Consider the following 20621-nt stretch of genomic DNA (forward strand, 5'->3'; position numbering starts at 1 on the left):
GCCTTCCTCCCCTTGCTCACAGCAGCCAGTCGTCGGTGTTCAGCCCACCCACCACGTACTGGCCGTACTCGGCGCCGAACGCCTCCGCCTCGGCCCGGTTGCGTTCGCGGACCTTCGTTTCGTCCGCCGCCAACGGCCGGTCCACTCCCACGAACACGCTGTACAGGGGATGCGGCTGGGCGCCGCGCGCCAGCTTCGCCTGGAAGGTGCCCAGACCGAGGTGGATCGCCCGCACGGTACGACCGGCGCCCGACTCGATGGGGTGGTAGAAGACCAGGTTGAAATAGTCGGCCATGTTGGGCACCGAGTAGTCGAAACCAGCCACGCGCGCGTAGAGCGTGTCGCCGTGCCGGTAGCGCAGCGCGAAACCGATGGGCTGCCCGGCGTCCTCGTCCAGGAGGAGCGTGCTGCGATCGCCGAGGTGGCGGCCCTGGCGGTCGTACACCGCTGCCGCGCGCTCCTCGCCGTACGCGTGTCCGTGCTTGCGCATCAGCGCGCTGTTGAGCGGGGCGATCTCCTTGACGACTTCGGGGAGGGAGACCTCTCGGATGGTCCGCCCGCTGCGGCCGAAGTCCCTTCTCTCCCGCCGGGCCCGGGGCCGTCGGCCGGAGGGCAGCCAGGCGAAGTAGTCGTCCAGGTTCTGCCACAGACCGACGGGCAGGACCGTCTCCACGTCGTGGTAGAGGACCACCGCCCCGTCCTCGGCATGGGCCTCGGCGACCTCCAGCGCCTCCGCCCGGGGCAGGTAGTAGTACCCGAGCACGTCCGCTTCGGTGCTTCGGGCGAAGTCGAGGGTCCGCGCGGTGAGCGCCCGCACCGCCTGCGCGCGCTCCTGTGCCGTCGCTCCCTCGCGGCCCGGCAGTTGGCCGCGGAACTCCGACCAGCCCGCGCCGAACACCATGGGCCGGGCGGCGAGTTGGGCGTGCCGCTCGTCGTCGATCAGACCGGCGAGCAGGTCGGCGGGGGTGTAGAGCAGGTGCGGCGGACGGGTGAACGCGTATGCCTCGGCTCCCGCGACCGGCGTTCCCTGCGCGTCACACGCCAGCAGATAGCGGGCGGCGGCTCCGGGCGGCAACTCCTCCGCCCGTACACCGGCGAAGCCGCTGCTGGAGTAGATCGTTCCGCCGATCACCAGAGCATCCCATTCCGCCGCCGGCAGCTGGTCAACGGAGTCGTACGAGGAGACGTGCATGGGGGAAACTCCAGAAAAGGTGGATCGGATGAGTGTAGGGGGAAACGGTGCCGGGGTTCATTTCAGCAGAGAGCGCACATCGCTGTCGCGCGTGTGCAGGAGCAGGATGCCGGTGTCGCTGAGCTCGTCGAACAGCCTCTGGTTGGCGAGCCGTTGGGAGTTGCGGACCTGCACGGCGTACCAGAGGATGGACCGGGGGCCGACGACGGTCCAGAACGTTTCCCGGACGCCGCCCCAGAGTTCCTCACGGCGTATCCAGCGCCGTACGGTACGGCGCAGCAGGCGCGGCCAGGTGACACGCAGCGGCGGATCCGTCCACACCACGCAGTCGGCTCGGTGGGCGAAGGCCTCGACGCTCGCGGCGAACTGACCGTCGACGACCCAGGTGTCGGCCGTCAGTTCCCCTTCGACACCGGCGAGGAAGACCTCCGTGGGCACCGGTGTCCAGGCCGGTCCCCAGAAGAGGGCGTCGAGCGTGACGGGCGGGATGCCACGTCGTTCGGCGAGGGCGCGGGCGAGGGTCGACTTGCCGCAGCCGGGACCACCCACGATCCACACCCGGCGGGCCTCCGCAAGGGTCTTCACACGTGGCACAGACACATTCCCTCCAACCAGGCGGCCACGCCGTCGTCGTCATTGCACGCGGTGAGGGCGTCGGCGGCCTCGCGTACGTCCGCGCTCGCGTTCGCGACGGCCACGCCGAGGCCCGCGGCGGCGAGCAGCCCCGTGTCGTTGGGCGCGTCACCGAAGGCGACGACCCGCTCCCAGCCGATGCCGAGGCCGGCGAGGACCGAGGCCACCGCGGACACCTTGTCCGCCTCCGGGGCCGACACCTCCAGCAGTCCCGGCCCCGAGGAGGTCCACCGCACCGCCCCCCGCACCCCGAGTGCCGCAGGCGGAGCGGCGGAATCGAAGTGCACCATCAGGCACAGCACCGGCGAGCCGTCCGGCACGTCACCGACGCGCAGGGCCGTCCCGGCACCGCTCGCCAGGATGTCGGGCCAGCCGGGGCCGATCAGTCGGTCGTGCTCCCGGTCCACGGCCCAGGGGCGCTGCCCCAGCGTCGCGATCTCGGCGCGGACGGTGGCGGGTGTCATCGCCCGGATCCGTCGTACGCCCCCGCCGTCCAGATCGCTGACGACGGCGCCGTTCGACGACACCAGGAAGGCGCCCAGACCGGACGCGGCGGACAGCAGCCGGCGGGCGGACCAGGCCGGGCGGGCCGTCGCGAAGACGACGCGGGTCCCCTGTGCGGCGACCGCGCGCAGCGCCGCCACCGCGCGCTCGCTCACGCTGCCGTCGGACAGCAGCAGTGTGCCGTCGAGGTCGGTGACCACGACAGCCGGGCGGCTGTCCCCCCGGATGCGGGGACAGCCGCTGAGATGCGTTCCGGTCACGAAGGTCACTTCTCCCGAGCGGGCTCACGGGGCGGCGGCATGCGGTGGGCGATGGCGGCCGCGTACCGGTGGTAGTGCCACTGCTCGTAGCCGAGGTGGCTCTCGCCGCGGATGCCCAGGTCGGCGTTCTCGAACAGCTCCCAGCCGGGCCGGGTGACGATCCGCTCCATCTCCGTGGCGGTCGGGTAGTAGCCGCAACTCCGCTCGTCGTCGTTGAGCCCGATCAGGTACTCGCCGAAGAAGAGTCCGCCCGGAGCGACCATGTCCATCGCGTGGTGGACGAGGGCTTCCATCGTGTGGGCCCGGTTGGGCGGCATCGACCACAGGCCGCTGCCCAGTACCAGTTGGAAGTCGCCTTCGGCAGGCAGGGTCATGTAGTCCTGCTCCACCACGGTGCACCGGTCCTCCAGGCCCTCGGCGGCGAGCCGTTGGCGCAGGCCCACGATGTCGTGGTGGCCGTCGACGAGGTCCAGTTCACCGCCGTTGAGGAAGAGGTCGTCGCTCTCCACGCCGACGACCTGCCAGCCCGCGCGCAGCAGGGGCAGGGCGAACTTGCCGTCGGAGACGCCCAGGACGCAGGCGCGCGGCTGGACGCGCCGGGCGTATTCGCCGAGCGGGATGTAGCGGGCCAGGGCGGGGAAGTAGGAGTAGTAGTCGCCCCAGTAACTCTTGCGATCGACGTCAAACACGCGCCCTCCCAAGGCTGTTGTCGGTGATGGTGGTCATCTGGCCGCCTCGGTCAGTGGCTCGGCCGCGCTGTTGCGGACGGTGCCCCAGCGCTCGGCCGCGGACTTGTGGATGTACCAGATGTCGTCCTCGGTGAGCAGTTGGGAGACGACCTCCGGATAGGCCTCCTCGAAGTACGTGTACGGGGGCCTGTTGTCCTTGCGCGAGTGATAGTCCAGTCGGTCCTGGCCGTGTGCGGCGGTGATCGCCGTACCCGGATGGTAGGTGAGGATGTTGGGGCTGGCCATGACGAGCAGTTCGTCGTCGATCAGTCGGCCGATCTGCTCGATCGTCTCCTCGATGGTCTCCCGGCTCTCGCCGTCCAGACCGAAGAGGACCGAACTGCCGACCCGGATGCCGTGGCCCCGGATGATCGCGAGTGCCTCGCGCACCTTGCCCACCCAGGCCTCGGGGTTGCGGCGCAGCAGGTTCTTGCCCACGTGGGCCATCACGCTCTCGGCCATGCTCTCGATGCCGATGTAGATGTAGGTGCAGCCGCTGCGGCGCATCAGTTCGAGCGCGGCGTGCACCTCGTCGGCCTTGGCACGGTTGAGCACCACGTCGACGGTGAGCTGTCCGCCCCACTCCAGGCGGGTGCCGCCGGGCAGGTCCGTGCCCTGGCGCAGCAGGTCCTGGCAGAACTCGCTGATCGCCTTCCAGTTCCCGCCCCAGAACACCGGGTCGTCGAAGAACACGGCTTCCGCGCCCCAGTCCATGAGCCGGCGGACGCGCCGTGCCACGTGCTCGGTCTCGCTCACCGCGAAGCGGGTGGGCCGCTGGGAGACCTGGATGCTCTCCGAGCAGAAGGTGCATTTGAACGGGCAGGAGTCCAGCGTCATCATGTGCGCCGTACGGCTGCCGAGGGGGTGGCTGCCCGCCTCGGTGAAGACGCCGAAGCGCGCGCGGATGGAGAACGCCTCGTACGGCGAGGGGAGTTCGGCCGAGCCGAGTCGCTCGCCCCGCACCGGCACCACCACGGCCTCACCGGGGCATAAGCCCACGATCGTGCCCGAACCGCGGAGTGTTTCCTCGGCGTCGGCGACCAGCGCAAGGGCGTCGAGCACCGCCGCGTTGTCGCTCGGACCGAAGCCGGGCGTGACCGTCAGGGACAGGGCGCGCAGCAGCAGGTCGAGCAGGGGTGCGCCGTCACCGGCGACCACGAAGTCGACGACCTGAGCCGCGCGGCCGTCGCGCACGACCTCCACTGTGCTGCTCCAGGAGAAGTCCGCCGAGCCGTCGGCATCGCGGTACTTCATCGTTTCGTCGGCGTGCCGGCCGCCGAGGACGACGACGCAGTGGGGTGCGTGGACCTTGGCCAGCTCGGCCATCTCCAGGGCGTACCGGTGGGCCGCCGACACCGCGCTGAGCAGGAGGACCTTGGGCTGGAGCGCGCGGAGCTCGGCGATGAACCGCTCTTGGGCCACCTCGTCCCAGATGCGGGGGTCGAAGACGTGGCCGTCGGTGGTCCGGCTGTCGGCGATCAGCGTGGTCCGTGGCCCGTTCGCCGTGCGGCGGTAGTCGTCGTCCGGGCAGTGCCCCCAGTCGGGGCAGACGTCGTCGAGGGACGGCTCCTCGGGCAGCCCCGCACTCAGGCGGGCCACCGAGCGCTGGATGGTGAGGGTCAGTGCCGAGTACAGGCACATCGGATCGCCCGGATAGGCGACCTCCCCGCCCCTGCTGGTCGCCACCGGGACCAGGGCCGCCATGACCGGATAGGTGAACCGGGCCTCGCCCGGGTGCGCCGTGAACAACCGGCGCCGCCGGACGACGAGTTCCGTCACTTTCCCGTCTGATGTCGCCGCGTCCGGACGGTGCGGCTTCAGCGGGGTACGAATCGTTGTCCTCACGTGTGATTCCCCGGCGCGATCAGATCGCGGCGATGAGGTTCGCGACGCCACCGTTCGACGCCGGGCTGGTCACGAGCGACGTCGTGTCGCCCAGCTTGCGGTAGGCGTGGGTGGCCAGGCAGGCCCGGGCCACGTCGGCGAACTCGGTGTTCGCCTTGTGCGTGGCGATCTCGTCCACGGTGGAGACGTCGCCCGACTGTGCCGCGAGCCGAAGCCGCCGCTCGAAGTCGATGAGTTCGCGCGCGGTCTCCCGGCCGCCGTCCGGGGTGCCCGGGAACGCGGGCAGCGCCACGGCCTCCACCGGCGCTTCGGTGACCTTCCGGGCCAGCTCCACCTCGTTCTCGTAGAAGTGGAAGGTGCCCGACTGGTGTATGTACGGGCCGCTCGGGACGTTCAGCAGCGAAGCCGCGTACTGCTGCATCCCCATGAAGAGGAAGGCGTCGTACGGCAGGACCGTCAGCGCCTGCTGGGCTCGCATGACGGTGATCCAGGTGAGCGCGCCGTCCCGGAGGAAGAGGTGGACGCCCACGGCGCACGGGTACTCCCGCGACTGGCGGAAATTGTCCTCGGGCTGCAACACCAGGGCGAACGCACGCCGGTGGGCGGGGTCGCGCTCGATACGGCCGACCACTTCCTCCAGCTGGTTGCCCCTGGAGGTCAGCAGCCGATGGCCGAAAGCACCACTCAGCGTGTGCTGGTCGTCCGAGTACTCATGGGCGCCGCGGCGGTAGTACGCCGGGGTGTCGACGTCGTTGCGGCCGTCCAGGGACCAGGCGAGCAGACCGAAGCAGTAGGAGAGATTGACCGGAAGGTGCGGGGTGACCGCGAGACAGGAGGTCGGGTCGGCGATACGGCTCTGGTAGGCCAGGAGCTCGCGATACGGACGGTCGTTCTGGCCGAATCCCGAGGCTTTGGAGAGCGGATCGCGCACCGAGTCCACGTCATTGCCGTCCGCGAGTACGTCGCGCAGCCCGGCCGTGTAGGAATCCGCAAACGACTGGTAGATGGCCATGACATCTTCCCCGTTTCCACTGATAGACGAAAAACTCGCCACCTGCCTTCAAACCGGACAAAGCGACATCCGCGGCGAGCTCGGTTTCAATCGAGTAGAGCGTTGGAGATCTTCGTTTGTCAATGACGTTTTCAATTCCCTGACGAAGGGAAATACGTCCCCGTCGGGCGGACGCGAGTCGGTGTTGACACCGACGACTCGGCCTCTGCATGATGACCGGCGGCCAATGGGGCCTGCCCACACACGGGGGTGGCAGATCAAGTGACAGGCCGGATTTTGTTAAACCCATGGCGCCTCTCTCCACGCTGGCGTATCGGGATAGGCGCGTTAATCGTCGCCATCACTTACGGAGGGCTGATTTCAGCCAAACCCGATTCCGTGCACGGCGGCGTGGGCGGCCCGGCCGCCCTGCTCGCCCTGTGCGGTTACACCCTCGGGGCGATGCTGATCGTCTCCGGCGCGGTGGCAGGGTTGCCGACGACGACCGTGGCCCTGCTGCCGGTGGCGATCACCATCAACATCGTGATGGGAAAGATCGTCTACTTCAGCGGCCTGCCGCTCCAACTCGACTCGATCGGCACCGTGCTCGTCGGCGTCCTGGCCGGACCGGCCGCGGGCGCCGCCACCGGGGCTCTGGCCAGCATCGTCGTCGGGATGACCATCACTCCCGGAGCTCTGCCCTACGCGGTGACCGCCGCCCTGATCGGCTTCATCGCGGGAACCCTGGCGCGGGCCGGCTGGTTCCGGCGCCTGCCGACCGCCCTGCTCGCGGGAGGTGTGATCGGCGTGGCCGCCGGCATCGTCTCGGCCCCCATCACCGCCTTCGTCTTCGGCAACGCCGGCGGCTCGGTGGGGCAGTCGGCCGTCATCGCGACGTTCCAGGCCTACGGAAACAGCATGCTGAAGGCCGCCAGCCTGCAAGGGCTGGTCGCGGACCCCCTGGACAAAGCGCTGACCGTCGCACTGGCCCTGACCCTGCTGGCAGGCCTGCCCTCCGGCTATGTGCACCGTTTCCCCTTTGTGCAGCAGCATCGGGTACTGGCGGTTCACCGCCTCATGCCGAGAAGGACGTGACCCGCATGGACATATCCCCGCACGCGACCGACGACTCCCCCGTGCACCGGCTGAATCCGCTCACCAAGCTGACCTTCGCGGTCACTGTCACCGTATCCGCATTCGCCCTCACCATGACCTGGTGGCCGCTGCTGCTCTTCTGTGCCACGGTACTTCCCATGGTGATAATTTCAGGAACCCTTCGTAAATTCGTCCCCATGCTCCTTGCCCTGTGGGTGCCCGTCGCGCTCACGGTTTACCTGATTCAGGGCTTCTTTTATCCGGACACTCACCGGGTGGTGGCTGAAATCGGCCCCCTCGAATTGAAATATGAGGGCCTGGTCTTTGCCACGCAGACCGCACTGCGTCTCCTGGCGCTCATGGGGGGATTCTTCCTGCTTCTTCTCACCACGCAACCCGGCGCGCTGATGAGCGCGATGACACAGCGCGGCATGTCTCCGAAGACCGTCTACGTCGTCTCGGCCGCCCTGCAGATCGCGCCCGCCCTCACCACCCGGGCCCAGGGCATCATGCACGCCCAGCAGGCGCGCGGCCTGCCGGTCACGGGGCTGCGCGGCCGGGTCCGGGCCCTGGTTCCGATGGCCGGGCCGCTGATCCTCGGTGCCCTCACGGAAGTGGGGGACCGTGCGGTGGCCATGGAGACCCGGGGTTTCGGCACCACCCGCCGCCCCACGTATCTGACCGAGGTGCCGGACACCGCGGCACAGCGGGGCGCCCGGACCGTCATGGGACTGTGCGCGCTCACCGCCGTCGTCACCAACGTACTCGGAGTGCTCCGGTGATCGAATTCAGGGACTTCTCCCTCACCTATCCGACCGGCTCACGACCCGCCCTCCAGGGCATCGATCTCACGGTGCCGCGTGGCCAGTTCTGCGCCGTGGCCGGTGCCGACGGCGCGGGCAAGACCACCCTCGCGGGAGTCATCAGCGGCGTCGTCCCGCAGATGACCGGTGGCGAGACCACGGGATCGGCACGGGTGGGTGGGCGGCTGTTGGCGCAGACGCAGCCGTCCGAACTCGTCGGCGAAGTCGGCCTGGTCATGCAGAATCCGTTCAACCAGCTGTCGGGAGCACGGTTCTCGCTGCGCGAGGAGCTCGCCTTCGGTATGGAGAACCTCGGCGTCGAACAGGCCGAGATGATCCGACGCGTCGATCGGGTCATGGCCGACCTGAGACTCACCGCCCTGGCCGACCTCTCCCCGTACGAAATCTCCGGTGGGCAGCAGCAGCTTCTGGCCATCGGATCGGCGTTGGTGATGAGGCCGGCCGTCTTGGTGCTCGACGAACCGACCTCACAGCTCGACGCGGTGGCGACCGGCATGGTGTTCGAGGCGCTGGAGACCCTGCGGGCGCAGGGCGTCACCGTCATCCTGTTCGAGCACCGGCTGGAACGGCCGGCCCGGTGCGCGGACCGCGTCCTGATCCTGAACGAGGGGCGGATCACCGCAGACGGGCCGCCGACCGAAGTCCTCACCGACCCCCGGCTCACGGAGTGGGGAGTGGCCCCGCTGCGCTACACCACGGCCGCACGCCGCGCCGCCGGGCGCGGCCTGTGGGAGTCGGACCGCCCACTGCCCGTGACCCTGGAGGCGGCAGCGGAAGGATTCACCGCTTCGCTGAAGAGCACGAGAACCGCCGGAGGCATGTGATGGTGCTGCGCGTCGACTCCCTCTCCCATCGCTATCCGAACGGAACGACCGCGCTCGCGGACGTCTCGCTGACCGTCAGGGCCGGCGAACGTGTGGCGGTCGTGGGTCCCAACGGGGCGGGCAAGAGCACGCTGGCCCGGCATCTGATCGGCATCGCCCGCCCCACGTCGGGGACGGTCACGGTGGACGGTCGCGATGCCGCCGGGCTCGAGATCGCCGAGCTGGCCCGCAGCGTGGGCTTCGTGTTCCAGAACCCGGACGACCAGCTGCACGCCGCCACGGTGGCCAAGGAAGTCGGCTTCGGCCCCCGCAACCTCGGCTTCCCGGCCGACCGCCGGACCGCCCTCACGCAGTGGGCACTGCAGGTCACCGGTCTGACCGGGGAGGCGAACAGCCATCCCCGTCATCTGTCGTTCGGCGAGCGCAAACGGGTCGCCTTCGCCTCGGTCCTCGCGATGGACACCCCGATCATCGTCCTGGACGAACCCACCACCGGCCAGGACCACCGCTCCCTCGTCCTGCTCGAGGAACTCATCGAGGAGCTGCACGAGCGGGGAAAGACGATCATCGCCATCACCCATGACACGGACTTCTGCGCGGAGAACTTCGACCGGGTCGTCGTCCTGGCCGAAGGCCGCGTGCGGTGGGACGGTCCCGTGGAGCGCTGGCTGGAGGGAGACAGGAGTCCGTCCATGTCCGCCTTCGAACAGCCCCAGATGGCCCGACTCGGCCGACGACTCGGCTGGCCGGCCCCCGTCGCCACGGTCGACAGCTTCCTGGACCGGCTGACCGACCACGCCGCGGCTCGGTGAAGAGGAACGCGGCGAGCCCCGTCGGGCGCCGTCCGCGACCTTCTCCACACGCGCGGCCTCGCCGACGAACTCGACTGCGCCTCGGCGGCCGCGCCTCGGAGCCGGTGAGCGCGGAGGTGGCCGCGCGGGACGTGTCGTCCACCTGCCCCATCACCCACCGACACGTCCAATGTCTTTGCCAGCACCACTGAGTTGCCGGTGGGTGGAAAGCCCTCGCGCGCGCCGGGAGCCGAGTCCGCGACCGACCGTGCGGCTCAGATCGCCGCCGCCGCCGCGCGTCCTGCCTGGCGTCCGGAGAACAGACAGCCGCCGAGGAAGGTGCCTTCCAGGGAGCGGTATCCGTGCACCCCTCCGCCGCCGAATCCCGCGACCTCACCAGCCGCGTACAGACCGGGAACCGGGGCGCCGGAGGCGTCCAGAACGCGGCCGGAGAGATCGGTCTGCAGGCCGCCCAGGGTCTTGCGGGTGAGGATGTTGAGCCGCACCGCGATCAACGGTCCCGCACTGGGGTCCAGGATCTTGTGGATCGCGGCGGTGCGGCTGAGCGAATCCCCCGTGTAGGCCAGCGCGTTGCGGATGCCCATCACCTGGACGTCCTTCGTGTACGGGTTGTCGATCTCCCGGTCCCGCGCCTCGATCTGCCGCTGGAGATCGGCCAGTTGGATCAGGCCGTCGCCGGTCAGCTTGTTCATCCCGGTGACGAGTTCGGAGAGGCTGGAGGCGACGACGAAGTCGACACCGTTCTTCTTGAACTTCTCGATCGGCTCCGGCGTCTGCCAGATGCGCGAGAGAAGCTTCAGGATGTCCTTGTTGGTGAGGTCCGGGTTCTGCTCGGAACCGGAGAGCGCGAACTCCTTCGCGATGATCTTCTGCGTGGTGACGAACCAGGAGTAGTCGTAGCCGCTGTCGGTGATCGACTTGAGGGTGTGCAGCGTGTTGTAGCCGGGCATGTCGGGGGCGGAGAAACGCTTGCCGATCGCGTCGAACCACATCGACGACGGTCCCGGGAGGATACGGATGCCGTGGTTGGCCCAGATCGGGTCGTAGTTCCTGAGGCCCTCCGTGTAGTGCCACATCCGGTCGGGGTTGACGATACGGGCGCCCGCCGCCTCGGTGATCCCCAGCATCCGCCCGTCCACATACGCCGGCACACCGGTGACCATGAACTTGGGCGGGGTGCCGAGCCGGGCCGGCCAGTTCTGCCGTACCAGATCGTGGTTGGCGCCTATCCCGCCCGAGGTGACGATCACGACCGGAGCGCGGAGCTCGAAGTCGCCCACCACCGTGCGGGAACTGGCCTTGCCGCGCGCCGCCGTACTGGGCTCGAGGACCGCGCCGCGCACGCCCGTCACGACACCGCCGGTGCGCACGATCTCGTCGACGCGGTGCCGGAACTTGAAGGTCACCTTCCCGCTCGCGACCGCGGCCCGCACCTGCTTCTCGAACGGCTCGACCACGGCCGGACCGGTACCCCAGGTGACATGGAAGCGGGGCACCGAGTTGCCGTGTCCGTCCGCGAGACCGCCGCCGCGCTCGGCCCAGCCCACGATCGGGAACCAGCGGATCCCCAGTCCGTAGAGCCAGGACCGCTTCTCCCCCTCGGCGAAGTCCACATACGCCTCGGCCCACTTGTGGGCCCAGTAGTCCTGACCGCCCGGGTCGTCGACACCGCGGTCGAAGCCTGCCGTGCCCAGCCAGTCCTGCCACGCCAGTTCGCGGGAGTCCTTGATTCCCATCAGCCGCTGTTCGTCGGAGTCGATCAGGAACAGACCGCCGAAGGACCAGAACGCCTGGCCGCCCAGGTTGGACTCGGGTTCCTGGTCCAGGAGCAGTACCTTGCGCCCCGCGGCGGCCAGTTCGGCCGTCGCGACCAGACCGGCGAGGCCACCGCCGACGACGATCGCGTCGGCGTCCGCCGACCCGGCCGCGAACGCCGGTAACGCCTGCGCGGCGAGGGCGGCGCCGGCGACCACACCGCCGGCCACCGTCAGGGCTCTTCGTCTGCTGATCACCGTGGGGGACGCCGAGTTCTCCATGAGGTGCCTTCCGGAAGAGGTACGGGAGGTGCGGGAGGTGCGCCAGACACACGAGGGTGTGCCGCGACACTTCTGTTGTTACCGCCGGTAGCACCCAGGGAAACCAGGCCGCGCGAGCGAAGTCGCGACCGACCCCCGAACAGGCCGCCGTGGGCCTACCCCCGGCCCGACTTCGGCCCCATCGGATCGACAGGGGCCGGTCAGCCACGGCAGCCTCTACCCGGCCATCAGCCGCCTGACCGGAGCGGGCCCGCTGAAGCGGCGCACCGAGCCCGGCGCAGCCGACCACGAGATCACCGACTTCACCCGCTTCTTCACCGTCCTGGCGTTCCTGGAGGAACCGGCGGGCTTCTTCTACGACGGCGACCGGCCCCTGCACGCGGAGGAGGCCCCCGACCCCTACCGGCGAGGCATGCTGCTCATCGCCCGCTCCACCAGCCGCGCCGAGCGGGCCTGGCTCCGCGAGGTTCTCGGCGAGGACACGCCCGAGGCCGGCGCCGCGCGCACCGGGAACACTCCCCCTACGCTCGAAGAACCCGCGAGCTGAGAGACGACGGAGGTCCCACGTGCTTGCGTCCTGGTACGACGAACAAGGCCCGGCCGCGGCCGTGCTGGGGGTCGGCGAACTGCCCGACCCCGAGCCCGGCCCCGGTGAGGTTCGCGTCCGTGTCACCGTGTCGGGGGTGAATCCCGGAGACACGAAGAAGCGGCGCGGATGGCTCGGCTCGTCGATGCCGTATCCGCGGGTGATCCCGCACAGCGATGCCGCCGGGGTGGTCGACGCCGTGGGGGACGGTGTCGACACACGCCGGGTCGGACAGCGGGTCTGGGTCTACGGCGCCCAGTCGTACCGGCCCTTCGGTACCGCCGCCCAGTACACCGTCGTACCCGAGGACCTGGCCGTTCGGCTGCCCGACCACCTCGGCGACGAACTCGGCGCGAGCCTGGGCATTCCCGGGATCACCGCGCACCGGACCGTGTTCAGCGACGGGCCGGTGGACGGGAGGACCGTGCTGGTGCACGGAGTGCTCGGCGGGGTCGGCTCGCTGGCCGCTCAGCTCGCCCGCTGGGGCGGAGCCACCGTGCTCGCCACCGTCCGCCGCGGCGACGACCTGGACCGCGTCGACCCGGCCGTCGTGTCCCACGCCGTCGCCCTCGACTCCGCCGACCCGGCGGCGGCAATCCGCACGTACACACCCCAGGGCGTGGACCGCATCATCGAAGTGGCACTCTCCGGCAATGCCGACCTGGACACCGCCGTCGCCGCGACGGACGCGGTCATCGCCGCCTACGCCACCCGGGCCGACCGGACCGAAATCCCCTTCTGGCCACTGCTGTTCAAGAACGTCACCCTGCGGCTGCTCGGCAGCGACGACTTCCCCGCCGAGGCCCGGCGCCAGGCCGCCCGCGACCTCACCGCCGCGGCCGCCATGGGCGCCCTCACCATCGACGTCGGCGACCGCTACCCGCTGGAGGACATCGCCAAGGCCCACGACCGCGTCGACGCCGGCGGCCGGGGCAGGGTGCTGGTGACCATCCCCCACTGACCGTCCCCGACCGACCGGGCCACCGTCGCGGGACGGCCGGCGGAACAGCCGACGGGACGGCCGATCATCAGGCCGTCTTCACCACCTTCATCGTGAAGTGTGAGGTGACGTTCTTGATCCGCGGGATGGTCATCACGTGCCCGCTGAGGAAGGCCTCGTAGGCGGACAGGTCCGCGACCGCCACGCGCACGAAGTAGTCCGGGCTGCCGAACAGCCTCCTCAGCTCGATGACCTCCTCGGCCTGCGCCATGGTCTGCTCGAAGCGCTCGACCGTCTCCGCGTCCTGGGCTTCGAGACTGAGGTCGATGAGCACCTCGAAGGAGCGGCCTACGGCAACGGGGTCGACGACGGCCCGGTAACCGCGGATGACACCGTCGGCCTCCAGCCGCTGCACGCGCCGCAGACAGGGCCCTGTCGTGAGCCCCACCCGCTGCGCCAGCTCGACGTTGGTCAGCCGCCCGTCCCGCTCCAGCTCGGCAATAATTGCCAGATCGATCGCATCCACGTCAGAAGATTGCACTCCAGGCCGCCGAGCGCGCAATCTTCGCAACCACATGGCGCGCGTTTTCCGGGACGATAAACACATGCACCACGACGTTCCGTCCCGCACGGCCACACCGGAAGCCGCCCCGGTCGCGGCCCGGGCTCCCGCCGAGCGGCGCCGGCAGATCACCCTGGGAGTCCGCGACTCCTTCTCCGCAGGCCTCGGGATCTTCCCCCTGGGTATCGCTCTCGGCCTGCTGATCATGCAGGCCGGTCTGCCCTGGTGGCTCGCCCCCGCCCTGTCCCTGGCCGCGTTCGCCGGCTCCCTGGAGCTGCTGCTGGTCGGCATGATGGCCACCGTCACCCCGCCGGCCGCGGTCGCGCTGACCGTCCTCGTGGTCAACTTCCGGCACGTCTTCTACGCCTTCTCCTTCCCCCTCCACCTGGTCAAGCACCCCGTCGCGAAGGCCTACGCCGTCTACGCCATGATCGACGAGGCCTACGCCGTCAACGCCTCCCTGCCCGAGGCGGAACGCTCGGCGCCCCGGCTGCTGGCGATGCAGATCGCCTGCGAGACCTACTGGGTCGGCGGCGGTCTGGTCGGGGTCGCTCTCGGCGCCGCGCTGCCCGCGCCGATCAAGGGCCTGGAGTTCGCCCTGTGCGCCCTGTTCACCGTGCTCACCCTGGACGCGTTCCGCTCCCGCAGCGAACTCCCCTCCGTCCTGCTCGCCGGTGCCGGCGCCGCGCTCGCGCTCGTACTGACCCCGGGCCTCGCCCTGTTCACCGCGCTGCTGATGTTCGTCGGCCTGCTCCTGGTGCGCCACACGCTCACCACGCGCAGACCCGCCCAGGAGACCACCGATGCCTAGCACCTCGTATCTCGTCACCGTCCTGGCGATCGTCTTCGCTCTCACCTTCGCCCTGCGCGCCCTGCCGTTCGCGGTCCTGCGCACCCTGCGCGGCTCGGCGCTGGTGCGGCAACTGTCCATGTGGATGCCGGTCGGCATCCTCGCGATCCTCGCCGTGACGGCCCTGCACGGCACGATCACACGCGACCCGCACGGAACGGGGTACGCACTGCTCGCGGTCGCCGTCACCATCGGTGTCCACCTGGCCTTCGGCCGCCGCACGATTCTGAGCGTGGGTATCGGCACCGCCGTCTACGTCGTCCTGCTCAATACTCTGTGATCACCGCTGTGATCAGCAGTTTGAACAGCCCCGCGAACCTCCCGAGGAGAAACGTCCGTTGAACACCGGCACCCCGGTCCCCGACAGCTACTACGAGCGCATCGACGAGCACCGCTACAAGCCGACCGCCCACGTGGGCGGAGCCTGGGACCCCGACGAACAGCACTTCAGCCCGCTCGGCGGCCTCGTCGTCCATGCCATCGACCGTCATCTGGCCGAGCGACCGGACACCGGCCTGGTCCTGGCCCGGATCAGCTACGACATCCTGGGCCGTCTCGCCCTCGACGAGTGCGAGATCCGGGTGGAGACCATCCGCCCGGGCCGCACCATCGAGTTGCTCGAAGCCGTCGTGCTCATCGCCGACCGGCCCGTGGTCCGTGCCCGTGCCTGGCTCCTCGCCACCGTCGACACCTCCGCCGTCGCCGGGGGCCCCGACGACCGGCTCACTCCTCCCCAGGCGCTCACCCCGTGGCCGATGGCCTCGGTGTGGCCGGGCGGATACATCGCCTCCCTGGACGTCCGCCCGCTCGCACCACCCCAGGCGGGCCGTACGACCGCCTGGATCTCCACCCGCCATGCCCTGGTCGCCGACGAGCCCAGCAGCACGCTCGCGTCCTACCTCGCCCTCGTCGACACCGCCAACGGCATCGCCGTACGGCAGCCGCCCACCGTCTGGATGTACCCCAACGTCGACCTGACGGTCCACCTCCACCGCCGGCCCGAAGGCCCCTGGACCGGCCTGGACACCACGGTCACGTTCGGCCCCACCGGCCAGGGCCTCACCAGCACCGTCCTGCACGACCTCAACGGCCCGGTCGGACACGCGCAACAGATCCTCACCGTCCGTCCCGTACCCGGCCGGTGAGCACGGACGACGCCTGCGGGGCGGTCACTTGTCGATCTGGAGTACCGCCATCATCCCCGCGTCCTCATGGTTGAGGACGTGGCAGTGCAGGACCGTCTTGCCCGGATAGTCGAGGAACCGGATACGGACGACCATGTTTCCGCGTGGAGGGACGTCGACGGTGTCCCGCAAGCCGTAGTTGACCTGCGGCTCGCCGTTGATGCTCATCACCTGGAAGTCGTTGGTGTGGATGTGGAACGAGTGGACCTCGTCGCTGTCGTTCTTGATCGTCCACTCTTGGACGGTGTTGAGCTCGGCCCGGAAGTCGATGCGGTTGTGGTCGAACTGCTTGTGGTTGATGTAGAAGAGCGTGCCCGCCTTGTTCTCCGTGAAGATGACCGTCTTGCGTGCCGCGACGGCCTCCTTCGCGAGGTCGTCCACCGGGGCGAAAGCTGTGGGCAAGGCTGCTGGTCGCATCGGTTCGCCCGCGGACTGGACCGTGGCCAGTGTCGCCTCGGGGAACTGGTTTCCGGCCTTGCCGGAGTTGTACGGCAGGGTCCGCAGTTCCGACACGCCGGCCTTCGGGCCCTGTACGAGCACGTCATAACGGGCACCGGCCGGGATGACCATGGAGTCGACGGAGTAGACCCTGTTCACCGGGTAGCCGTCCTGGGCGACGATGTGGAACTTGGTGCCCGGCAGCGACACCTTGTAGAAGATGTTGGCCCCGATGTTCGCGAGGCGCCACAGCTGGGTCTCGCCGGGCCTGATCCGGATCCGTGGGTTGAGCTGCCCGTTGACGGTGCGTGTCGTGGGTGCACCGATCTTGAGTTTCGAGGTCTTGATCCGGTCGCCCACGAGTTGGAAGTCCTTGAGTGCGACGGCGTGTTCTGTGATCCCACGGAGCGGCGCGGGCAGATACGTGTCGAGGCCGTCGACCACGATCAGGCCGGACATGCCGCCGGCCGTCTGAGGGGCGGAGAGCGTGTGCGGGTGCGGGTGATACCAGTACGTGCCCGGCTCCAGGCTCTTGGGGAAGGTGTACTCGTAGGTGAACGTCTTCCCTGGCTCGACCTTGAGGAAGATGTTGTCCGAATGGCCGACGGGTGAGACGTGCATGCCATGGACGTGCAGATTCGTCTGATGGTCGAGCTTGTTCTCGAAGGAGATCTCCATCCGGTCCCCCGGCCGCAGACGCAGCGTGGGCGGCATGTACATCCCGTTGTACGTCAGGGCCCACAGCTCGCGGCCTGCGAGGCGCACCTTCTTGCGTTCGACGACGATCCTGGTCCTGAGCAGTCCGTTCCTGCTCACGATCTGCGCGGGGTCGCGCAGATCGTGCGTTGCCCGCGCGGTGAGGGCCGGCGACGGGGACACGGTCTGCAGGGGAACCGTCGACAGCTCCGGGTGGCCGAGTGCGCTCATCTCGGTATGCGTGGTACACCCCGCAGCCAGTGCGAGTGCGGCAAGTGCGGATCCGCTGACGGTCCGGGTGCGACGGGCATGTGCGGACAAGCTGAACTCCCATGCACTGCACATAGGGAAAACGGGCGGCCGTGAGCTGCCATCGTGCATCGGTACATCAGGCGAAATCGGTCACGACCCGGAGGAACGGGGCGGGCATCACCTTGATGAGCGAGCCCGTTCCCCAACTTCGGCTCAGGGCCGCATGGTCAGACGGTCAGTTCCGTCTGGGCCGGGGCCGCGGCCATGGAGGCGTGGCGGATGTACCACTCGGTGGCGAACAGCCGCTCTCGTGCCTCCGGCGAGAGACCGGCGATCACCCCCGGCAGAGCTCCCCGGTCGACCTCGGAGCGGTGCGCCAGTACGGCGGCGATCTTCCGCTCCATCCAGGGGCCGACATCGACAGTCGCGGTGACCTGTTCGTCCGGAACGCTGTACACCGTCTTGCGCGCACCGATCACGTCTCTCAGCGCCGGCACGGCCGAGTGCGGGTGCGTGGCCAGGTAGAGGGCACGCGGCTGCCAGGGGGCACCGGCATCGGGGTAGAGCTGCCCAAGCCCTGCCGCTTGGGCGGCGAGCACGGTCACCCGATGGGTGTGGACGTGGTCCGGGTGACCGGGCAGCCCGCCGTAGGCGTCATGGGTGACCATGATGTCCGGACGGAATGCGCGGATGTGCGTCACCAACCGCCGCACCGCCTCGTCGAGCGGCGCATCGCAGAACCGCACACGGCCCGGGGCCGACTGCGGTACACGCGCATCGGCGTAGCCGAGCATCCGCGGTGTGCCGGCGCCGAGGATCCGCAGCGCCTCGGCCAACTCCGCGGCCCGCGGGGTGTCCGCGGCCCAGGTCGCCGTGATCACCGCGGTGCGCGCACCCGCAGCCGCGTGACGGGCGAGCACTCCGCCGGCCGACAGTGACTCGTCGTCCGGGTGCGCGAAAACCGCGAGCAGGCTCGGCACGGGCACGGACAGACCACCTTCCGGGATCGAGCCTTTCGGTGTCAGTCGCCGACCGGCAGGGACGGAGCACCCGGTGGCATGTTGAACGGCGTGACCACCTGGATGGCCGAGGGCAGCGACGGTCCGTCGTCGGGCAGTGCCTTGTGGGCGCGCATGATGATCTGGCAGGCGCGGCGCATGTCCTGGCGCAGGTCATGGTGGAGGACCGCGGACAGGCGACGCTCGCGCAGCAGACGGGTGTTGTCGTGGTCGAGGTCGTGGGCGATGAACGCCTCGCATTCCCGCCCGAGCGCGTCGAAGGCGTCGAGAGTGGCGAGGTTTCCCCCGCCCGCGGAGTAGACGGCGATGATGTCCTCGTCCCGCTTCAGTGCCTCCAGGACGAGATCGTGCTGGGTGGCGTCCAGGCCGTCGCTGTCGGTGACCTCCACCAGGGATCGTCTGGGGTCGGCGAGGCGCATCGCGCTGCGGAAGCCCATCTCGCGTTCCTCCTCGCCCCGGAAGGAGCCCCGGCTGATGGTGGTGAGCACGTTGCCGGGCCGCTTGCCCAGCCACTGTCCGAGCAGGTAGGCGGCGGTGGCCCCGGCCGCCCGGTTGTCGATGCCGACGTACGCCAGGCGTGCGCTGTGGGGCAGGTCGGTCACCAGGGTGACGACGGGGATGCCGGCCGCGACCAGCCGACCGACCGCGGCCGCGATCTCCGGCTCGTCGGGGGCCTTGAGGATCACGCCCTGCGTACCACGCTTCGCGATCTTGTCCAGGGTGGCGATCAGTTCGGCGGGAGGGCAGGTCTCGCGGAAGTGGAAACGCGAGCGTACGAGAGCGGGATGCAGGGAGGGCAGTTCGGCTTCGAGTGCGTCCCGTACCGCGGTGGAGAACCGCTCCGGAGTCTGCATCACGATGTCGATCATGAAGGTGCGGCCACCGAGCCGGACCTGGCTCTGCTGACGGTCCAGGTCCTTGATGGCTTCGTGCACCTCCCTGACGGTGCTCTCCGTCACGTTGCCCCGCTCGTTGAGGACGCGGTCGACCGTGGCCGTACTCAGTCCGGCCTGCCGGGCGATTTCCCTGATCGGGTAGCGGTGTCGCATGACTGATCCCAAGAGCCGATGATGCACTTTTGATGTACCGACAAGCATTGAATGATGGGTTGAGGTTCTCAAGACTGGCAGAAATGCACGGACTGCGAAAGGACCCGGATGTCTCCCACAGCCGCAGGAGCGCGGACTTGGCTGACCGAGGCGGACTGCGATCTCGACGTGTTCCGCTCGCTCGTGGAGCAGCGCACCGACCCCGCCGACCACCCCTCGGCCGAGCGCATCGAACAGAACGTCCCGCTGTATGACAGCGATCGGCTCCGCTCTCTGGCGATCTCCCCTGAGGGCCGCCGGAGCGTGCAGGACGAGTTGGTCCGGGCTCTGTCGGACGGGCCGGGCATCGTGGTCCTCACGGGCGCCTTCCCGGACGCGGCCGTGGTGGACGCGGCGTCCGAGGCCTTCCGCGCGCTGATCGAGGAGGAGCGCGCGAGCGGCACGGCCCGCGGCGACCACTTCGCCAAGCCCGGCGCGAACGACCGCGTCTGGAACGCCCTGGACAAGGTGGCCGTACGGGCGCCCGAGGTGTTCGCCGACTACTACGCCAACGACATCCTGGAGCTGATCGCCGAGGCCTGGCTCGGCCCCGCCTACCAGGTCACCTCACAGGTCAACGTGGTCAACCCGGGCGGAGCGGCGCAGAACGTCCACCGCGACTACCACCTCGGCTTCCTCTCCCAGGAGCGCGCCGCGACCTACCCGGCGCACGTCCACCGGCTCTCGCCGGTGCTGACCCTGCAGGGCGCGGTGGCCCACTGCGACATGCCCGTCGAGTCCGGCCCGACCCTCTACCTGCCGCACTCGCAGAAATTCGAACCCGGCTATCTCGCCTGGCGACTCCCGCGGTTCGTCGAGTACTTCGACGCCCATCACGTCCAACTCCCCCTGGAGAAGGGCGACGCGGTCTTCTTCAACCCCGCGCTCTTCCACGCCGCCGGGCACAACCGTTCGGCCGACATCAGGCGCATGGCCAATCTGTTGCAGATCTCCTCCGCCTTCGGCCGCGCCATGGAGTCGGTGGACCGCGAGGCGATGGCGAACGCGCTGTTCCCGGTGCTGCTGCGCCGTAAGTCCGAGGGCGTCTCGGAGGACTGGCTGCGCCGCGTGATCGCGGCCACCGCCGAGGGCTACCCCTTCCCCACCAACCTCGACCTCGACCCGCCGGTGGACGGTCTCGCCCCGCCCTCCCAGGCGGACACCCTCCGGCAGGCCGTCGCCGAGGACTGGGACCCCGAGCGGCTGCGCCAGGAACTGCAGGCGGCCGCCAAGCGCCGCCAGAGCTGAGAGCGACGTGGCAC

The 20621-nt window shown here is 69.4% G+C and carries 21 protein-coding genes; 10 read left to right on the forward strand and 11 right to left on the reverse strand.

Annotated features, from left to right (window positions below):
• Positions 1 to 16: 16 nt before the first annotated feature.
• Genes ACZ7M3_RS11210 through ACZ7M3_RS11235 form a run of 6 tightly spaced genes read right to left on the reverse strand, consistent with a single transcriptional unit; the run spans position 17 to position 6174 of the window.
• Positions 17 to 1192, reverse strand: a complete 1176-nt coding sequence (locus tag ACZ7M3_RS11210; RefSeq protein WP_472062489.1) for a GNAT family N-acetyltransferase — start codon at positions 1190 to 1192, stop codon at positions 17 to 19.
• 57 nt (positions 1193 to 1249) lie between these two features.
• Positions 1250 to 1786, reverse strand: coding sequence for a P-loop NTPase family protein (locus ACZ7M3_RS11215; protein ID WP_472062490.1), 537 nt, complete (start codon positions 1784 to 1786; stop codon positions 1250 to 1252).
• Positions 1774 to 2589 (reverse strand): HAD family hydrolase, encoded by an 816-nt coding sequence (locus ACZ7M3_RS11220; RefSeq protein WP_472062492.1) that lies wholly within the window; start codon positions 2587 to 2589, stop codon positions 1774 to 1776. The genes ACZ7M3_RS11215 and ACZ7M3_RS11220 overlap by 13 nt, the downstream gene beginning before the upstream one ends.
• A 5-nt stretch (positions 2590 to 2594) precedes the next feature.
• Complete coding sequence (locus ACZ7M3_RS11225; RefSeq protein WP_472062494.1) at positions 2595 to 3278, reverse strand: SAM-dependent methyltransferase; 684 nt, start codon at positions 3276 to 3278, stop codon at positions 2595 to 2597.
• 33 nt (positions 3279 to 3311) lie between these two features.
• Positions 3312 to 5162, reverse strand: a complete 1851-nt coding sequence (locus ACZ7M3_RS11230; RefSeq protein ID WP_472062496.1) for a B12-binding domain-containing radical SAM protein — start codon at positions 5160 to 5162, stop codon at positions 3312 to 3314.
• 19 nt (positions 5163 to 5181) lie between these two features.
• Complete coding sequence (locus tag ACZ7M3_RS11235) at positions 5182 to 6174, reverse strand: thymidylate synthase (protein WP_450423589.1); 993 nt, start codon at positions 6172 to 6174, stop codon at positions 5182 to 5184.
• Positions 6175 to 6435: 261 nt separating this feature from the next.
• Between ACZ7M3_RS11235 and ACZ7M3_RS11240 the strand changes: the two genes are divergently transcribed.
• From ACZ7M3_RS11240 to ACZ7M3_RS11255, 4 genes are read left to right on the forward strand one after another with little or no spacing between them, the layout of a single operon-like run.
• A complete protein-coding gene (locus tag ACZ7M3_RS11240; protein WP_472062498.1) occupies positions 6436 to 7248 on the forward strand; it encodes a hypothetical protein in 813 nt (270 codons plus the stop codon).
• Between the two features lie 5 nt (positions 7249 to 7253).
• Positions 7254 to 8030 carry an energy-coupling factor transporter transmembrane component T family protein gene (locus ACZ7M3_RS11245; protein WP_355614497.1) on the forward strand — a complete coding sequence of 259 codons (777 nt, stop codon included), beginning with the start codon at positions 7254 to 7256 and terminating at the stop codon, positions 8028 to 8030.
• Entirely contained in the window at positions 8027 to 8896 is an 870-nt protein-coding gene (locus ACZ7M3_RS11250) for an energy-coupling factor ABC transporter ATP-binding protein (protein WP_472062500.1), read from the forward strand. Before ACZ7M3_RS11245 ends, ACZ7M3_RS11250 begins: the two co-directional genes overlap by 4 nt.
• Positions 8896 to 9708, forward strand: a complete 813-nt coding sequence (locus ACZ7M3_RS11255; RefSeq protein WP_472062502.1) for an energy-coupling factor ABC transporter ATP-binding protein — start codon at positions 8896 to 8898, stop codon at positions 9706 to 9708. The genes ACZ7M3_RS11250 and ACZ7M3_RS11255 overlap by 1 nt, the downstream gene beginning before the upstream one ends.
• A gap of 254 nt (positions 9709 to 9962) precedes the next feature.
• On the opposite strand, the gene ACZ7M3_RS11260 is transcribed toward ACZ7M3_RS11255, so the two are convergent.
• Complete coding sequence (locus tag ACZ7M3_RS11260) at positions 9963 to 11744, reverse strand: FAD-binding dehydrogenase (protein ID WP_472062504.1); 1782 nt, start codon at positions 11742 to 11744, stop codon at positions 9963 to 9965.
• A 412-nt stretch (positions 11745 to 12156) separates the two neighbouring features.
• Between ACZ7M3_RS11260 and ACZ7M3_RS11265 the strand changes: the two genes are divergently transcribed.
• A complete protein-coding gene (locus ACZ7M3_RS11265) occupies positions 12157 to 12291 on the forward strand; it encodes a hypothetical protein (protein ID WP_472062506.1) in 135 nt (44 codons plus the stop codon).
• Between the two features lie 19 nt (positions 12292 to 12310).
• A complete protein-coding gene (locus tag ACZ7M3_RS11270; protein ID WP_472062508.1) occupies positions 12311 to 13291 on the forward strand; it encodes an NADPH:quinone reductase in 981 nt (326 codons plus the stop codon).
• A gap of 67 nt (positions 13292 to 13358) precedes the next feature.
• Here the strand turns inward: ACZ7M3_RS11270 and ACZ7M3_RS11275 are convergent, their stop codons facing one another.
• Positions 13359 to 13796 carry an Lrp/AsnC family transcriptional regulator gene (locus ACZ7M3_RS11275; RefSeq protein WP_472062510.1) on the reverse strand — a complete coding sequence of 146 codons (438 nt, stop codon included), beginning with the start codon at positions 13794 to 13796 and terminating at the stop codon, positions 13359 to 13361.
• A gap of 79 nt (positions 13797 to 13875) precedes the next feature.
• Here ACZ7M3_RS11275 and ACZ7M3_RS11280 point away from each other — a divergent pair, with 79 nt between their 5' ends.
• The 3 genes from ACZ7M3_RS11280 to ACZ7M3_RS11290 are packed head-to-tail and all read left to right on the forward strand — an operon-like array spanning position 13876 to position 15827.
• Complete coding sequence (locus ACZ7M3_RS11280; RefSeq protein ID WP_472062512.1) at positions 13876 to 14643, forward strand: AzlC family ABC transporter permease; 768 nt, start codon at positions 13876 to 13878, stop codon at positions 14641 to 14643.
• Positions 14636 to 14962, forward strand: a complete 327-nt coding sequence (locus ACZ7M3_RS11285; protein WP_472062514.1) for a branched-chain amino acid transporter permease — start codon at positions 14636 to 14638, stop codon at positions 14960 to 14962. The genes ACZ7M3_RS11280 and ACZ7M3_RS11285 overlap by 8 nt, the downstream gene beginning before the upstream one ends.
• A gap of 58 nt (positions 14963 to 15020) precedes the next feature.
• Positions 15021 to 15827: a thioesterase family protein gene (locus ACZ7M3_RS11290; RefSeq protein ID WP_472062516.1), complete on the forward strand. Its 807-nt coding sequence runs from the start codon at positions 15021 to 15023 to the stop codon at positions 15825 to 15827.
• Positions 15828 to 15851: 24 nt separating this feature from the next.
• Here the strand turns inward: ACZ7M3_RS11290 and ACZ7M3_RS11295 are convergent, their stop codons facing one another.
• The 3 genes from ACZ7M3_RS11295 to ACZ7M3_RS11305 form a co-directional block, all read right to left on the reverse strand.
• Complete coding sequence (locus ACZ7M3_RS11295) at positions 15852 to 17231, reverse strand: multicopper oxidase family protein (RefSeq protein WP_472062518.1); 1380 nt, start codon at positions 17229 to 17231, stop codon at positions 15852 to 15854.
• Positions 17232 to 17479: 248 nt separating this feature from the next.
• Positions 17480 to 18238, reverse strand: coding sequence for a PIG-L family deacetylase (locus ACZ7M3_RS11300; RefSeq protein ID WP_472062520.1), 759 nt, complete (start codon positions 18236 to 18238; stop codon positions 17480 to 17482).
• Between the two features lie 35 nt (positions 18239 to 18273).
• The gene (locus ACZ7M3_RS11305; RefSeq protein ID WP_472062522.1) at positions 18274 to 19320 is read right to left on the reverse strand and encodes a LacI family DNA-binding transcriptional regulator; all 1047 of its coding nucleotides are present in this window, start codon (positions 19318 to 19320) and stop codon (positions 18274 to 18276) included.
• A 108-nt stretch (positions 19321 to 19428) separates the two neighbouring features.
• On the opposite strand from ACZ7M3_RS11305, the gene ACZ7M3_RS11310 reads away from it, so the two are divergent.
• On the forward strand, positions 19429 to 20607 hold the full coding sequence (locus tag ACZ7M3_RS11310) for a phytanoyl-CoA dioxygenase family protein (protein ID WP_472062524.1): 1179 nt from the start codon (positions 19429 to 19431) through the stop codon (positions 20605 to 20607).
• Positions 20608 to 20621: the final 14 nt, after the last annotated feature.

This window comes from Streptomyces sp. NPDC111656, assembly GCF_055656965.1.